This window comes from Streptomyces sp. NPDC050315, from assembly GCF_040655775.1.
Taxonomy (GTDB): domain Bacteria; phylum Actinomycetota; class Actinomycetes; order Streptomycetales; family Streptomycetaceae; genus Streptomyces.
On the sequence record NZ_JBFAKN010000004.1, the window covers coordinates 595,494 to 610,385 of the forward strand.

Annotated in this window: 15 protein-coding genes; 7 read left to right on the forward strand and 8 right to left on the reverse strand. The window is 75.0% G+C overall.

The annotated features are described in order from the left end of the window. Window positions 1-6: 6 nt before the first annotated feature. The 7 genes from AB0I82_RS17915 to AB0I82_RS17945 all read right to left on the reverse strand — a co-directional run bounded on the left by AB0I82_RS17915 (window position 7) and on the right by AB0I82_RS17945 (window position 7,247). Window positions 7-132 (reverse strand): hypothetical protein, encoded by a 126-nt coding sequence (locus tag AB0I82_RS17915; protein WP_363258187.1) that lies wholly within the window; start codon window positions 130-132, stop codon window positions 7-9. After that, window positions 120-1,100 (reverse strand): NAD-dependent epimerase/dehydratase family protein, encoded by a 981-nt coding sequence (locus AB0I82_RS17920; RefSeq protein WP_363258189.1) that lies wholly within the window; start codon window positions 1,098-1,100, stop codon window positions 120-122. The genes AB0I82_RS17915 and AB0I82_RS17920 overlap by 13 nt, the downstream gene beginning before the upstream one ends. Then, complete coding sequence (locus AB0I82_RS17925; protein WP_363258190.1) at window positions 1,097-1,231, reverse strand: hypothetical protein; 135 nt, start codon at window positions 1,229-1,231, stop codon at window positions 1,097-1,099. Before AB0I82_RS17925 ends, AB0I82_RS17920 begins: the two co-directional genes overlap by 4 nt. Window positions 1,232-1,312: 81 nt before the next feature. After that, window positions 1,313-2,836, reverse strand: coding sequence for a hypothetical protein (locus AB0I82_RS17930; protein ID WP_363258191.1), 1,524 nt, complete (start codon window positions 2,834-2,836; stop codon window positions 1,313-1,315). Beyond that, complete coding sequence (locus AB0I82_RS17935) at window positions 2,833-4,596, reverse strand: glycosyltransferase (protein ID WP_363258192.1); 1,764 nt, start codon at window positions 4,594-4,596, stop codon at window positions 2,833-2,835. The genes AB0I82_RS17930 and AB0I82_RS17935 overlap by 4 nt, the downstream gene beginning before the upstream one ends. Before the next feature lie 186 nt (window positions 4,597-4,782). Next, window positions 4,783-6,075, reverse strand: a complete 1,293-nt coding sequence (locus tag AB0I82_RS17940) for a DUF3152 domain-containing protein (protein WP_363258193.1) — start codon at window positions 6,073-6,075, stop codon at window positions 4,783-4,785. 125 nt (window positions 6,076-6,200) lie between these two features. After that, complete coding sequence (locus AB0I82_RS17945; protein WP_363258194.1) at window positions 6,201-7,247, reverse strand: alpha/beta hydrolase; 1,047 nt, start codon at window positions 7,245-7,247, stop codon at window positions 6,201-6,203. Between the two features lie 236 nt (window positions 7,248-7,483). Between AB0I82_RS17945 and AB0I82_RS17950 the strand changes: the two genes are divergently transcribed. The 4 genes from AB0I82_RS17950 (at window position 7,484) to AB0I82_RS17965 (ending at window position 9,410) form a co-directional block, all read left to right on the forward strand. Then, a complete protein-coding gene (locus AB0I82_RS17950; protein WP_363258196.1) occupies window positions 7,484-7,699 on the forward strand; it encodes a hypothetical protein in 216 nt (71 codons plus the stop codon). A gap of 147 nt (window positions 7,700-7,846) precedes the next feature. Further along, window positions 7,847-8,488, forward strand: a complete 642-nt coding sequence (locus AB0I82_RS17955; protein WP_030264153.1) for a TetR/AcrR family transcriptional regulator — start codon at window positions 7,847-7,849, stop codon at window positions 8,486-8,488. Window positions 8,489-8,659: 171 nt separating this feature from the next. Then, entirely contained in the window at window positions 8,660-8,887 is a 228-nt protein-coding gene (locus tag AB0I82_RS17960) for a DUF3107 domain-containing protein (RefSeq protein WP_030264152.1), read from the forward strand. Window positions 8,888-9,128: 241 nt separating this feature from the next. Beyond that, complete coding sequence (locus tag AB0I82_RS17965) at window positions 9,129-9,410, forward strand: hypothetical protein (RefSeq protein ID WP_363258197.1); 282 nt, start codon at window positions 9,129-9,131, stop codon at window positions 9,408-9,410. Between the two features lie 166 nt (window positions 9,411-9,576). Here the strand turns inward: AB0I82_RS17965 and AB0I82_RS17970 are convergent, their stop codons facing one another. After that, entirely contained in the window at window positions 9,577-10,326 is a 750-nt protein-coding gene (locus AB0I82_RS17970) for a ferritin-like fold-containing protein (protein WP_363258198.1), read from the reverse strand. Window positions 10,327-10,716: 390 nt separating this feature from the next. Between AB0I82_RS17970 and AB0I82_RS17975 the strand changes: the two genes are divergently transcribed. The 3 genes from AB0I82_RS17975 (at window position 10,717) to AB0I82_RS17985 (ending at window position 14,885) form a co-directional block, all read left to right on the forward strand. Continuing rightward, entirely contained in the window at window positions 10,717-13,221 is a 2,505-nt protein-coding gene (locus AB0I82_RS17975; RefSeq protein WP_363258416.1) for a DEAD/DEAH box helicase, read from the forward strand. Window positions 13,222-13,417: 196 nt separating this feature from the next. Beyond that, window positions 13,418-14,281, forward strand: coding sequence for an alpha/beta hydrolase (locus AB0I82_RS17980; protein WP_363258199.1), 864 nt, complete (start codon window positions 13,418-13,420; stop codon window positions 14,279-14,281). Between the two features lie 160 nt (window positions 14,282-14,441). After that, window positions 14,442-14,885 carry an SRPBCC domain-containing protein gene (locus AB0I82_RS17985; protein ID WP_363258200.1) on the forward strand — a complete coding sequence of 148 codons (444 nt, stop codon included), beginning with the start codon at window positions 14,442-14,444 and terminating at the stop codon, window positions 14,883-14,885. Window positions 14,886-14,892 lie beyond the last annotated feature (7 nt).

A 14,892-nucleotide genomic window follows, 5' to 3' on the forward strand; every position in this document is an offset into this window, starting at 1 on the left:
CCTTCTTCATTCCGAGACACCCGTTCCGATGTGCGAGACGGATTCGTCCCAGTAGCCGGGCATGCCGGTCCCGGGCGGAATGGCGTCGAGCGGCGGCTCCCGGGCCGGTGCCGGACCGGTCAGATGCGACACGCGGCCTCCATCCAGATGTCCGCGAGCGACTCCTCCAGTCCGATGCGCGGACGCCAGCCGAGCCGGTCGCGGGCGGTACGGACGTCGGCCTGCTGCCAGCTGCCGCAGCCGTCCGGATACGGATACGCGGGCAGCCCGCCACCGGGGTGCTCGCCGGCCTGGCCGGGGATCGCGACCCGGCCGGGCGCGTGGCCCCCCGGCGCGTACCCGGGCGGCGCGTCCAGCTCGTGCAGCGCGCCGCCGAACCCGGCGACTCTGGCGAGCACGGCGGCGGTCTCACGCAGTCGTACGGCTCTTCCGGTGCCGATGTTCACCACCCCCTGGGCGGCGGACAGCGAGGCGGCGTGCACGGCGCGCGCCACGTCGCGTACGTCCACGAAGTCGCGCTGCACGCCGAGCCCTCCGAGCTTCAGCTCGCTTTCGCCGGACTGGATGGCGCGGCGCATCGCCTCGGCGAGCCGACCCAGCGGGGATCCGGCGGGCGTGCCCGGGCCGACCGGCGAGAAGACCCGCAGGACCACCGCGTCCAGGCCGGAGCCCAGCACCAGCTCGGTCGCGGCGAGCTTGCTGACGCCGTACGGGCCTCCGGGGCGCGGCACGGCGTCCTCCGCGGTGGACGAGCCGGGCTGCGAGGGCCCGTACTCGGAGGCGCAGCCGAGGTGCACCAGGCGGGCGCCGCAGCCGCTGCGGCGCAGCGACTCGCAGATCGTGGCGACCGCGACGGTGTTGTGCCGGGTCAGGTCGCGGGCGCCGCCGCGGGTCGCGCCCGCGCAGTTGATCACGACACCCGGGTGGACCGCGTCCAGGAACCGGGTCAGCGCGCCGGGGCTGCCCGAGGCCAGGTCGAAGCGGACATCCGCGTCGTCGCCGCGGCCGAGCGCGGTGAGCTGGACGGCGGGGTCGGCGAGCAGCCGGTCGGCGACGTGCCGGCCGAGGTACCCATTGGCACCGACGAGCAGAACCCTCATCGCGCGCCCCCCAGTTCTCGGACGGCCGGAGCGGCGGCGGCCTGCTCCCGTACGACCTGCTCCCGTACGGCCGGTTCACGTACGAGCGGCTCTCGTACGAGCGGTTCTCGTACGGCGTGGTGGACGGTCATGTGCGAGGGCTCCTCAGAGGGGTCGAAAAGGGTCGAGGGGGTACGGGGCGGGGGGTGACGGCTGCGGGGCCACGCCGGCCGTTACGGAGCGGCGGCCGCCGGCGGGCCGGGCGGCGGAGCGTCGGCGGCGCCGGGCCGGAGCGTGGTGGTACCGGGCCAGAGCGCGGTGGTGCCGGGCGCCGGGGAGTGCGCCGCCGCGCCGGTCAACGCCCGCAGCCCGTAGGCGAACAGGCCGAGCGCGGCGGCCGCGCACGCGAGGGCCGGTACGGCAGCGGGTCCGAGCAGCCCGGCCGCCGCCTCCACGGGGCGGGCCACCGCGGCGGCACCCGGCAGCCGCCCCAGGGCCAGCGTGGCCAGCGCAACGGCCTCCAGCGCCACCGCCGCGGCCAGACCGCGGCCCGCCGCCACCGGGAAGCCGTGGACGGCCAGGAGGCGGGCGAGGAAGAGCAGCACGGCGAGAGCCAGCGCGGCGGCGAACGGGGTCAGCGCGCGGAGCGGCGGAAGCGCCGTCGCACTGCCCGTGCCCAACCGGCCCGCCAGGAGTCCCGCGACGGCCAGCAGCGCGACGGTCGCGGCCACGAAGAGCAGCGCCGCGCCCGCCAGTAGGGGCCGCATTCCGGCGGCGAACTCCCCGAGGCCGCGGCTGGCCGCGAGCCGCCGCCGCCCCCGTACCGCGAACCACCGCGCGCACCAGGCGGCGGGCGCGACCGCGCAGCACAGCGCGACGGTGATCGCGGCGGCGGCCGGCAGCGGGCCGGTCGGGAACGGCGCGTGGGCGGCGGCCGACGCCGGCCCGGTGACCGGCGGGAAGGCGCCGAACAGAGACGGGAGGTCGGCCGACAGACGGGCGAGGGACACCTCAAGGCCGTCGGCCCGCAGCGCGCCGAGCAGCCGGTCGGCGAACAGCGCGTACCCGACGAGCCAGCAGGTCCACAGGGCGGCCGCGCGGCCGGCGCCGTGCCCGGTGCGCAGCGGCCCGCTCCGTAGACACAGCCGCAGCGCCAGGAGGACGAACACCGCGCCTAGTAGAGCCAGGGCGGGGCGGAGGACGGACGGGGCCGTGCCCTGGACCGCGGCGACGGCGGTGACGGTCGTGGCGGCCAGCGCGCCGGGCAGCATGTGCAGCGCCGCGCGGACCCCGCCGGACGGCAGCGGAGCGGGGTCGGCGGGGCGTGGCGCGGCCGCGGGCGCCTCGGCGCGCGGCACGCGGGCGTAGAGCTCCTCGGCGAGCGAGAAGACGTCACGGTGCCGGAAACGGGCGGCCGTACGGTCGGTCACGCCGTGCGCCTCCAGGCCCGCGGCGATCTCCAGCGGGTCGACGGCCCGTTCGCACAGCTCACGGTGGCGGTGCATCAGCTCGCGCACGGGGTCGGCGGGGCCGCGCCGGGGCGGGCCCTTCCGGGCAGGGGTGGCCGCGCCTCCGGGAGCGCGCGTTCTGCCGTCGTCGGGCACCTGTCCGGGACCGCCGAGGTCTCCGGGGGTGCCAGTGCTCTCCTCGGGGCCTCCCCCGAGCAGCGCGCTGGAACGGGGGTCCCAGCCGCCCGGGCTCTTCGGGGTCACAGGGGCGTCGGGCCGTTGCCCGGCCCGCGTCCGGTACGCGGTCATGCGTCGCCTCCTCCTCTGCTCCGGGCGAGTCCGGCCGGCACCCGCGCTCCGGAGTCGTGCGGTACGGCGGGCGGCCGGGCCCAACTGGGGGTGTGGCCGCGGTCCTTCGGGGCGGACGACGAGTCGGTGGCCCACGGGTCCGGCAGGCGCGACTCGGCGGGGCGCGCGAAGGGGCGCGGCGCGCCGTCCACGTCCCGCTCCGCGTGCCGGACCGGGGCGCGGGACATCAGCTCCAGGTAGATGCCACGAAATGCCGCGATGTTCTGCTCGACGGTGAACAGTTCGAGTGCCCGGGCCCGGGCCGCGGCACCCAGCCGGGCCCGCCGCTCCGGGTCGCCGAGCAGGGCGGTGCACGCGTCGGCCAGCGCCCGTGGGTTGCGCGGCGGTACGACCAGGCCCGTGCCGCCGATGACCTCGCAGACGGCGCCCACGTCCGTGGAGACCGTGGCCCGGCCGCAGAACATCGCCTCCACCAGCGTCCTCGGGAATCCGCCGACGACGCTGGAGAGCACCAGCACCGCACCCGCCTCGTAGGCGTCGGCCGGCCGCGCCACCCCGGGGTCGCCGATCGTTTCGAACGAGACGGGGTTCTCGCCGACCGTGATCGCGTCGGCGGCCTCGTCCGGGAAGAGCTGCGCGGCCAGCGCGCGGCAGTGCGCCAGATAGGACGCCGCCTCCGGGCCGGCGCCGGGCGCGCCGATGATGCGCAGCGTCGCGTCCGGCTCGGCCGCGCGGACCTGCGCGAAGGCGTGCAGCAACCCGATGAGGTCCTTGTCGGGCTCGACCGTGCCGACCCACACCAGCGTCTTGGAGTCGTCGGCCGCGGCGTCCGGGACGCGGGCGAACGGCCCGGCGTCCATGCCCGGATAGACCGTACGGAGGCGGTCACGGGGCGCGCCGCACCGCTCCTGCCAGCGGCGGATGCGGGTGTTGCCGGGGGTGATCAGGTCGGCCGTGCGGTACGTCTCGGCGGCCAGCGCGCCCTCGAAGGCGGCCAGCAGTGCGTGCACGGGGGAGCTGAGCGCTGCCGTGGCGCGTGCGAGATGGTGCTCGCGCAGCCGTACGCCGTACTCCGTGACCAGGAGCGGAGTGCCGCAGAAGCGTTTGGCCAGCAGTCCGGCGAGGGCCGCCGGGCCGCCGCACGTCGCATGGCAGAGGTCGACCCGGTCGAGCCCCCGCCCTTCGGCTCCCTCGGGACACGCGCCGCGCCCGTCCCCGTACGGACCGCCCGCGCCGTCGCCGTACCAGTCCAGCGACAGCGGGCGCAGGGCCGCGTCGAGCGCCTCGGTGACGGCCAGCAGGTCGGTGACCTGGGCGGCGCGCGCGGCCGGCAGTGCACCGGGGGCGCGGCAGGCGGCCTCGAGGACGCGGACGGCCGTTTCGGAGCGGAGCAGCTCGGGCAGCGCGCCGGTGCCGCGGGCCAGGTCGGCGAGGCCGTACAGACCGGCGGCGAAACGGTCCGCCTCGTGTCCGGCCTCTCCCGGCGGGCCGCAGAACGCTGCCGCGAGATCGGCGAAGTGCCCGGCGAAGCGCTGCCGTTCACGGCGGCCCACGGCGGCCGCCCGGCCGCGCCGGGCCCCGCGCCGGCCGCTCCGGGTCCGCGCGGCGTCCCGGCCCGGCGCGTGCGCCCCGGAGCCGTCGCCGAGCGCGTACACCTCGAAGTCGTGGCCGGTGAGCCCACGCACGAGGCGGTCGCGCCAGGCACGCGTTTCACCGGATGCGTACGGATAGCCACCCTCGGTGAGCAGACCAATGCGCACGAGCGCACCCCCGTCCTCGGATCGGCGTCCTTCGGGCGGTGGCCGGATCGTCACCGCCTGCGCCACGACGCTACGCAGAAGCACCGGTGGCGCGACGGACGGTTGTCCATCGCGCCACCAAAAGGGGTGAAGCGGCGTAACTTTCCACCGGGCTCGGCGTTTCGAGGCGGTACCGGAGCGCGCCCCTCAGCGGGTCGGGAACGGCCAGGCGTTCGGGCGGCAGGTGGCGCCGTCCGTGGTCAGGAACTTGGTCTGCTGCATCATCACGGGCGCGAGCGCGCCCTGCCGGCGGCAGCCCTCGTGGTCGTGGCCGAGCCGGTGCCCCACCTCGTGATTGATCAGCATCTGCCGGTACGCGTACATCTTGTCGGGGCCGTACGTCGTCGCGCCGCGCGCCCACCGGTACGCGTTGATCATCACGCGCTCGGTGGCGGCGGAGTCGCAGGAGACCCGGTCCTCGCTGGTGTCCAGGCCGGACTTGGCGCACCACTCGTCGGTGGTACCGGGGCTCGCCAGAGTGATGACGAAGTCGGCGCGGCCCGAGGCGACGCGGGCGAACGAGCGCTTCCCTCCGTGTGCCCAACTGCGGTCGTCGTTCAGCGTCTTGTGCACCGCCTCGGCGAAGAGCTCGCCGTCCAGCGGCAGTCCGTCCTCGACGTCGACGCGGTAGCGCACCACGTCGCCGCGGCCCGGCGCCGGTGCGGCGCCGCCGGCCGGCGAGAAGGTCCCGCTGCCCTTCAGGTCGGCGGGCAGCGGGTACATCTTGGCCATCTTCGCCGCGTACGTGGCGGGCGCGGCCGTGGGCCCGCCGTGCGGCCGGCCGGCGTCCGGCTCCGGCGACGTGTCCCCGCCGCTCGGCGACGGTCCTTCGACGCCGCCCTTGCGGGCGTCGGCGACCTGGCCGGCGACCACCACCGCGAGCACGGTGGTCACCGCAGCGGCGGCCACACCGGTGAACGTGCGCCCCTTGGCACCCTTGCGCCGCCGGGCGTCACCGGATACGTCCTCCAGCTCCTCCTGGTCCCCGAACTCCGCTTCATAGGCGGCGATTTCGTCGTCCACCCCGGGCGCGTAGGGGTGCGGCGCGAGCCCCTGCGGTGCGCCTGAGGAGGGCGAGGACGACGCGGCCATCGGGGGCCGGCGTCCCGCAGCGGAAGAGGGGCCGGCCGCGAAGTGGGCGTCGTCGGCGAAGGCGTCCAGGTACTCCTGCTTCGGCCCCGGCCGGCCACCGCCCGGGTCGACCGGCGTCCCCAGTACGCCGGGCCGCGCGCCACCGGTACCGGTACCGCGCTGGTGCGGCAGTACGGGGACGCCCTGCCCCGGCGCGGTACCGGGCTCGGGGTGCCCGCCGCGCACGGGAGGCCCTGCCTCGGGGCCGGGCTCGCCGCGCCGCCACCGGCGGCCCGTACGGGACCCGGAGGCGGCCTGCGGGCCCGCGACGGCGCCCTGGTCCGGCGGCGCCGCGTCGGCCGCGTTCACGGGCCTCCTGGCGGCCGCCGCGCGCTCGCCCCAGGCGGCACCGGCCGCCCCCGTAACGGCTCCGCTCTCCGTGGTGTCGGTCGTCCCCTCCGGGGTCCGGCGGCTATGGCGTCCCACTGGGCCCGTCAGCTCCTGCTCGCATCGGCGGTCGTGTCACCCGTCGCGCGGCGGGCGGTACGGCCCTCCCGGCCGCCGGCCGCTTCTCCCGCGGCCTCGCGCTCCGTGTCGTCCAGCAGCTCCCGGACGGCGCGGGCGACGGTCGCGGGGTACTCCATCATCGCGACGTGGCCCGCCTCGGGGAGCGTGAGCAGGCGCGAGCCGCGGAAGGCGGTGGCGGCCCGGCGGGCCATCCGGAAGGAGACCAGCCGGTCCCGGCCACCGTAGATGAGCAGGGTCGGCGCGAGGACGCGCTCCGCCTGCCGCCACAGGTTGTGCTGGCCGCCGAGCGTGTAGGCGTTCACGATGCCGCGCGAGGCGCGCTCCATGACCTCCCAGAAGTACGGCAGCTCCAGCCGGCGCGCGGTCTCCTCAACGGCCGCCGCCACCTCCTCGGGCGTGGCCATCCCTGGGTCGCCGTAACAGAGGGCGAGCACCTCACGGGTGCGGCGCTCGGCCGTCCAGTCCTTCGTCAGGCGGCTGAAGAGGGTGGTGATGCCGGGGACCGCCAGCAGCCCCGTGGGCAGCGCGCTGAGCTGCGGGCGCAGCTCGGGCAGCGCGGGCGAGACCAGCGTCAGGGTCCGTACGAGGTCGGGGCGGACCGCGGCGACCCGGGTCGACACCGCGCCGCCCATGGAGTTGCCGATGAGGTGGACGGGGCCGTGGCCGCGCTGGTCGAGGTACCGGATGACCGTGCGGGCCTGGCCGCTGATGGAGTAGTTGCCGTCGTCCGGGGGCGGGGAGTCGCCGAACCCGGGGAGGTCCAGCGCCTCGCCGTCCACCCGGTCGGCGAGCAGCGCCATCAGGGAGGACCAGTTCTGCGACGAGCCGCCGAGGCCGTGCACGTACAGGGCGGGCGGCAGGCCCTCCCGCACCCGGGCGGGCGCGCGGACGCTGAGCGTCGCGCCCGGCAGGCTCACGCTGCGCAGCGTCTCCTCGGCGCCGACGCGCGGGCCCGGACCCCCGGGCGGCACCGGGAGCGCGGTTCGGGTGTCCGGCGGCTCCGTGGAAGACATGCGTCGATGTTACGAGACGATCACGTCCGTTCCGATGTGTTCGCCATCACACGTCTCTTGGGTCACGGATGTGTTCACGAAGCGCCACCGTCACTTCACCCAGCGACGCGCCTCCGTACACGTGCGGCCGCGCGTCCCGGTACCGCCACCCGTTCGCGGCGCGTACCACGTCGCGCCGGGCAATCCCCTCTCCTAGGCTCGTGTAGAGGGCGCTCGCCCAGGAAAGGGGAGCCACCATGTCTGTCGACCCAACAGAACCGGATACCTTCGACGAGGACGAGGCGGCCGAAATCGACGCGGAAGCACCCGAGGCGGACGCCCAGGAACAGCTCGCGGACCTCGCTCCACACGAGGACGACGCGCTGACCGGCGGCGACCCCGACACGGCGAACGAAGCAGACCGAGCAGAACAGGCCCGAGTGGTCGAGCTGGACGAAGACGATTACCGGTGACCTGAGCCGGTATGTCGGCTTCCCGCGGGCCCCGGGCGGATAAATTCTCGCTCCTGACCGCGCACAGCCTCGTTACCCAAAAGTACGATGGCGGGCGCGGTGCACCGTGCTGTGTGCATCTCGTACGGAACGACACTGGGAGGCGGCGTGAGCGCCATCGAGCAGACAGAGGCCGCGCGCCCTCGGGGCACGCGCCTGCCGCGCCGAGCGCGGCGCAACCAGCTCCTGGGCGCTGCACAGGAAGTCTTCGTGGCGCAGGGGTACCACGCTGCGGCGATGGACGACATCGCCGAGCGGGCCGGCGTCAGCAAGCCGGTGCTCTACCAGCACTTCCCCGGCAAGCTCGACCTCTACCTCGCCCTGCTGGATCAGCACTGCGAGGCGCTGCTGCAGTCGGTACGGACGGCCCTGGCCTCCACCACCGACAACAAGCAGCGGGTCGCGGCGACCATGGACGCGTACTTCGCGTACGTGGAGGACCCGGGCGGCGCGTTCCGCCTGGTCTTCGAGTCGGATCTGACCAACGAGACGGCCGTCCGTGAGCGCGTGGACAAGGTCTCGCTGCAGTGCGCCGAGGCGATCAGTGACGTGATCGCGGAGGACACCGGGCTGTCCAAGGAGGAGTCGATGCTGCTCGCGGTGGGCCTGGGCGGTGTGTCCCAGGTCGTCGCGCGGTACTGGCTCTCCAGTGAGCGCACGGTCACCCGTGACACGGCCGTGCAGCTGCTCACCTCGCTGGCCTGGAAGGGCATCGCAGGCTTCCCGCTGCACGGCACCGAGGGCCACTGACGCCCGCCGCGGCACACGGGGCACCGCGCCCCGTGTTCGCTGCGGGCGTGCTCCATCGCGGCCTGTCCGTCCCCGTACCGGGCTAATGTGTGCTGCGTACGGCGCGGATCAACGCGCACCCCACCCCCTGGTCAGCCCGGGGGGACCGAGACCGTCGGAGGGACATAAGCCGTGGAGGTCAAGATCGGCGTGCAGCACGCGCCCCGCGAGATCGTCCTGGAGAGCTCGCAGCCTGCCGAGGAGGTCGAGAGTGCGGTTGCCGCCGCGCTGGCCGGCAAGTCGCAGCTGCTGAGCCTGGAGGACGAGCACGGCCGCAAGGTCCTGGTACCGGCGGACCGGCTGGCGTACGTCGAGATCGGCGAGCCCGCCGGGCGCAAGGTGGGCTTCGGCGCTCTGTAGGACGCCTGCCGCGCACAGCACGTATGACGGGCGGCGCCCCGGGGAGACCATCCCCGGGGCGCCGCCCGTACGTATGCGCCCGCTCTCCGCACTGTCGGGCACTTTTTCCCTGCTCAGAGCCGTGATCGCACCTTTGTCCGGCCCGGCACGATTGCCCGTGGCGCCCCTTGGGTACGACGGCCCACGAATGGCCATGACACCGCCCTGCACGGCGGCGTCATCCGTGTGCGGGAGGGGAAACATGATCTTGGAAGTGCTCGGCGCCGCCGCCCTGGGCCTCGCCCTTGCCCTCGCCGCCCTCCGGCGGCTGCCCGGCCGCTTCCCGAAGCGCAGCCTGACGCTGTCCACGGGGCCCGCGGCGGCCGTCTTCGGCGCGCTGCTGGCGCACACGATCCTGGGGCCGGGACGGATACCGGTCGTCCTCGTCGTGGCCGTAGGCCTGTCCGCGGCGCTGCTCTCGCTGCTGCTGCGTCCCGAGCCCCGGCCGGCCCGTCGGCTGCGCCGATCAGCGACGGCGGCCTGAGGAGCCCCGCTCCAAGCCGTGACGGGCGCGGGACGGACGGTTTCCGGCCGATGTCCGGACGGAGAAACGGCGCGTTCGCGTCTGTGCGCCCCGCCTGCGGTGCAGTGCGGGGCGCACAGAGGTGTGAGTGATCGCACGCCCGCCGGGCGCGCCTTCTGGGGTCCGCTTACGCGGCCAGCCCCAGGGCCGCCATCCGCTTGGTGTGCGCCTCGGTGATCCGCGAGAACATCCGGCCCACCTCCGCCAGGTCGAAGCCGTCGGCCACGCCGCCGACCAGCATCGTCGACAGCGCGTCCCGGTCCGCGACCACCCGCTGCGCCTGGGAGAGCGCCTCGCCCATCAGGCGGCGCGCCCACAGCGCGAGCCGGCCGCCGACCCGGGGATCGGCCTCGATGGCCGCGCGGACCTTCTCGACGGCGAAGGAGGCGTGCCCTGTGTCATCCAGCACACCGAGCACCAGCTCCTTGGTGTCGGAGTCCAGCCGGGCCGCCACCTCGCGGTAGAAGTCGCTGGCGATGGAGTCGCCGACGTACGCCTTGACCAGGCCCTCCAGCCAGTCCGACGGCGCGGTCTGGCGGTGGAACTCGTCCAGCGCGGCGGCGAACGGCTCCATGGCCGCGTTGGGCTCCGCGTCGATCTGCGCGAGCCGCTCGCGCAGCCGCTCGAAGTGGTGGAACTCCGCCGTCGCCATCTTCGCCAGCGCCGCCTTGTCGTCCGTCGTGGACGCCAGCTTGGCGTCCTCGGCCAGCCGCTCGAAGGCGGCCAGCTCGCCGTACGCGAGGGCGCCGAGCAGGTCGATCACCGCGGCCCGGTACTGCGGGTCGGCGGCCGCCTCCTCCCAGGTCCGGTCGGCGATCCCGGTGGGCTCGTCGGGCGTGGCGGGGGCGTCGGCGGTGGCGTTGTCAGGCGTCTCCATGGAGCGCACAATAGCCCGCTCCGCAACCCGGGGAAGGGCCTGGTCAGCCACTCGGGTCCCACCCGACCGAACGATTGCCCGGACACACATGCGCTCATCCGGGGTATGGTGGTAAAGAGCCCGCCGAAGTTTCGGTGGGTGTTTCACGAATGCGGATGCCCGGTCGGTGGCCCGATCGGCTCCACCCCGACCGCCCTCTGCCCCGACGCGTACAGACAGCGCACGGCAGGGGAACACCGCTCGCGGCACGAGCGCCTGAGCGAAGGCAGTGGTCCCGCGCCATCCGGCCCTAGGAGGCCGGGCCGAGCCGAGTACGAACCCGTACGACGGCAGGCAGGCACGGTTGATCCCCTTCGACGCCTCGCGCCGCGACTCACAGAAGAGGCAAGCATCCTGTCTACGTTCCGAGACCTCGGGATCCTCCCCGAGACCGCCGAAGCCCTCGAGGCGGTCGGCATCACGACTCCGTTCCCCATCCAGGCCCTGACCCTTCCGGTCGCCCTCTCCGGCTCCGACGTCATCGGCCAGGCCAAGACCGGCACCGGCAAGACCCTCGGCTTCGGCCTTCCGCTCCTGGAGCGCGTCACCGTCCCCGCCGACGTCGAGGCCGGCCGCGCCAAGCCCGAGCAGCTGACCGACGCGCCGCAGGCGCTGGTCGTCGTCCCCACCCGCGAGCTGTGCCAGCAGGTCACCAACGACCTGCTGACCGCCGGCAAGGTCCGTAACGTCCGCGTGCTCGCCATCTACGGCGGCCGGGCGTACGAGCCCCAGGTCGAGGCGCTCCAGAAGGGCGTCGACGTCGTCGTCGGCACCCCGGGCCGCCTGCTGGACCTGGCGGGCCAGAAGAAGCTGGACCTCTCGCAGGTCCGCGCCCTCGTCCTGGACGAGGCCGACGAGATGCTCGACCTGGGCTTCCTGCCGGACGTCGAGAAGATCATCCAGTACCTCCCGGCCAAGCGGCAGACCATGCTGTTCTCCGCGACCATGCCCGGCCAGGTCATCTCGCTGGCGCGGCGCTACATGTCGCAGCCGACCCACATCCGCGCCACCTCGCCCGACGACGAGGGCGCGACGGTCGCCAACACCACGCAGCACGTCTTCCGCGCGCACTCCATGGACAAGCCGGAGATGGTCTCGCGCATCCTGCAGGCCGAGGGCCGCGGGCTCGCGATGATCTTCTGCCGTACCAAGCGCACCGCGGCCGACATCGCCGACCAGCTCGCGCGCCGCGGCTTCGCCAGCGGCGCGGTCCACGGCGACCTCGGCCAGGGCGCCCGTGAGCAGGCGCTGCGCGCCTTCCGCAACGGCAAGGTCGACGTTCTGGTGTGCACCGATGTCGCGGCGCGCGGCATCGATGTCGGCGGTGTGACGCACGTCATCAACTACCAGACGCCCGAGGACGAGAAGACCTACCTGCACCGCATCGGCCGTACGGGCCGCGCGGGCGCCAAGGGCACCGCCGTCACGCTCGTCGACTGGGACGACATCCCGCGCTGGCAGCTGATCAACAAGGCGCTGGACCTCTCGTTCAACGATCCGGAGGAGACGTACTCCACCTCCCCGCATCTCTACGAGCTGCTGAACATTCCGCAGGGCATCACCGGCGTACTGCCGCGCTCGGAGCGCACCCGCGCGGGCCTGGCGGCCGAGGAGGTCGAGGACCTCGGTGAGACCGGCGGCCGCGGCCGCGGGCCGCGCAAGGCCGGCCGGGACCGCGAGGAGGAGCGCCCGGAGCGTACGCGTACGCCGCGCAAGCGCCGCCGTATGCGCAACGGCGCCCCGATCGAGGACGAGGCCGCTGCCACCGGCACGCAGGCCCCTGTCACCGGTACGCAGGCCGGCGAGGCGGCCGAGGCCGCGGCGGACACCGCCGAGGGCACGACCGCGCCCCGCCAGCCGCGCCGCCGTCGCCGCACGCGCTCCGCCGCGTCCGGTGCCGTCACGTCCGCCGCCACCACGCAGCGGACCGCCACCGCGCACGCCGTGGCCGAGCCCGCGCCGGCCGTCGCGCAGGCCGCGCCGGTGACCGCCGAGCCGGCGGCGCCCGAGGCCGCGACCGTTCCGGTACAGAGCACCGGCCCGGACGCCGCGCAGGAGGCGCCGGCCAAGCCGCGCCGCCGCCGCTCGCGCGGCACCCGCGCTCCCCAGGCCGCCGAGGCCGCGGTCGCCACCGCCGAGGTCCGGGCGCCCGTCGCCAAGACTCCGGCGCCCCGGCGCCCGGTGATCGTCAAGGAGGACACCTCGGTGGGCTTCCAGACGGTCGAGGTCGCCGCGCGACGGCTGGCCGCCGAGCGCCGCGCCGCCGAGGAGGCCGCCGCCGCGAAGGCCGCCGAGCGCGCCACCGCGCAGGCCACCGTCACGGAGAGCGCCCCCGAGGAGCCCGCCGAGGCGCCGGCCGCCAAGCCGCGCCGTACGCGCAAGACCGCGGCCAAGAGCGTCACCAAGAAGGCGGAGGCCGCGGTGGACACCGCCGAGGGCACCGAGGTGACGGCCGAGGCCGCCGAGGCCACCGAGGCCCCGGCCAAGCCCCGCCGGACCCGTAAGACGGCCGCCAAGACCGTCGCCAAGAAGGCCGAGGTCGCCGTCGAGGCCGCCGAGGGCACGGACGCGACCGCCGAGGCCACCGAGGCGCCCGCCAAGCCCCGCCAGACCCGCAAGACCGCCGCCAAGAAGGCGGAGGCCGCGGTGGACGCCGCGGAAGGCGCCGAGGCCGCGGCGGCGGACGAGGCCCCGACCAAGCCGCGCCGCACGCGCAAGACGGCCGCCAAGAAGGCCGAGGCCACCGTCGAGGCAGCCGAGGGCACGGACGCCGAGGCGCCCGCCAAGCCCCGCCGTACGCGCAAGACCGCGGCCAAGAAGACGGCCGCAGCCGCCGAGGTCACGCCCGAGGGCTGATCCCGCAGGCCATCGACGGCCCCGTACCGCTCAGCCGGTACGGGGCCGTCGTCGTACGGACGGGCGGCCGTGCGCACAGCGTCCGCTGCCGTCCGCCCGACGGCCGTACGCACTACGTCGTACGCCGTATGGCCGAGCAGGCGGACGTCATCTCTCCGGCACCCGCCGGACATCCGTCCCGGATAGCCTCTGATCCATGAGTAGGCCCCCGTTCCTCGATCTGCCCGCGTGTGCCCGTGCGTACCGACTCGCCACCGCGCGGGGCGAGTTCGCGGTGCACGACGCGCGTCCCGACGGTCCCGTGCGCGGCACCGCCCTGCTGGTACCGGGCTTCACCGGCAGCAAGGAGGACTTCCTCCCGCTGCTCGCGCCCCTGGCGGCGGCCGGGTACCGCGCCGTGGCCGTGGACGGCAGAGGCCAGCACGAGTCGCCCGGGCCACGCGAGGAACAGGCTTACTCCCAGGACGAGTTGGCGCGGGACATCGCCGCGCAGGCCGCCGCGCTCGACGCCGGTCCGGTACATCTGCTGGGGCACTCGCTCGGCGGGCTGCTGGCGCGGGCCGCGGTGCTCGAGGACGCCTCGCCGTACCGCTCGCTGACGCTGATGAGCTCGGGGCCGGCGGCGGTCGCCCCCGAGCAGCAGGCCCGCGCCAAGATGCTCATCGACGCGCTGCAGACGCTGACGATGGAGGCCGTCTGGCAGGCGATGCGGGACCTGGATCCCCCGGAGGCGGCGGGCGAGACCACCCCGCCGGAGGTCGCCGAGTTCCTGCACCGGCGCTGGCTGGGCACCGTACCGGAACAGCTGATCGGCACCGCTCGGCAGATAGCGGGCGAGCCCGACCGGGTGGCCGCGCTGGCCGCCGTACCGCTGCCCAAGCACGTGCTGTCCGGCGCCGTCGACTACGCCTGGCCGGTGCCGCAGCTGGACGAGATGGCCGAGCGGCTCGGCGCGCGCCGCACCGTCGTGGCGGGCGCCGAGCACTCCCCCAACGTCGACCGGCCCGAGGAGACGGCGGCGGCCCTGGTCTCCTTCTGGGACGAGGCGGACGGCCGCTGACGACGTCACTCGGCTTTCCGGAATGGCCGGAACGGCACTCCTCCGGCCGCTCCGGGAAGCCGGCCGCGCCCGTCCGCGCGACCATCTACAGGCAGGCCACAGGCCCTCGGGCACAGGCACTCAGGCCCACCGCGCACCCGATGACGGAGGACGGACGGCCATGACGGACGACAGCGGCATTTCGATCATTCGCCTCTTCGACGCCCCGCGGGACCGGGTGTTCCGGGCGTGGACGACGCCGGAGGCGCTCGCGTACTGGTACGGGGGCGAGCTGGAGGTCCCCGTCGAGGCGATGGCGATGGACGTCCGGCCGGGCGGCGCGTGGCACCTGGTCGTGCGCACCCAGGACGGCGGCGAGCTGCCGTTCGGCGGCGTCTACCGGGAGATCGTGCCGCCCGAGCGGCTGGTCTTCACCCTGAAGGACGCCTCGGCGCCTGAAGACTCCGAGGGCGAGCTGGTCGCCGTCACGCTCAACGGTCTCGGCGACAAGACCGAGATGGACTTCCAGCAGACCGGCGGCACGCTGTCCGCCGAGCAGTACGCGCACGCCAAGGCGGGCTGGACCGACTTCTTCGCGCGCCTCGCGGAGTACGTGGCGCACTGACGCGCCG

Coding starts and splice junctions, on each gene's coding strand:
- AB0I82_RS17965 (WP_363258197.1), top strand. CDS start 9,129: ATGATCTTGGAAGTGCTCGGCGCCGCCGCCCTGGGCCTCGCCCTTGCC.
- AB0I82_RS17920 (WP_363258189.1), bottom strand. CDS start 1,100: ATGAGGGTTCTGCTCGTCGGTGCCAATGGGTACCTCGGCCGGCACGTC.
- AB0I82_RS17985 (WP_363258200.1), top strand. CDS start 14,442: ATGACGGACGACAGCGGCATTTCGATCATTCGCCTCTTCGACGCCCCG.
- AB0I82_RS17980 (WP_363258199.1), top strand. CDS start 13,418: ATGAGTAGGCCCCCGTTCCTCGATCTGCCCGCGTGTGCCCGTGCGTAC.
- AB0I82_RS17930 (WP_363258191.1), bottom strand. CDS start 2,836: ATGACCGCGTACCGGACGCGGGCCGGGCAACGGCCCGACGCCCCTGTG.
- AB0I82_RS17925 (WP_363258190.1), bottom strand. CDS start 1,231: ATGACCGTCCACCACGCCGTACGAGAACCGCTCGTACGAGAGCCGCTC.
- AB0I82_RS17950 (WP_363258196.1), top strand. CDS start 7,484: ATGTCTGTCGACCCAACAGAACCGGATACCTTCGACGAGGACGAGGCG.
- AB0I82_RS17970 (WP_363258198.1), bottom strand. CDS start 10,326: ATGGAGACGCCTGACAACGCCACCGCCGACGCCCCCGCCACGCCCGAC.
- AB0I82_RS17945 (WP_363258194.1), bottom strand. CDS start 7,247: ATGTCTTCCACGGAGCCGCCGGACACCCGAACCGCGCTCCCGGTGCCG.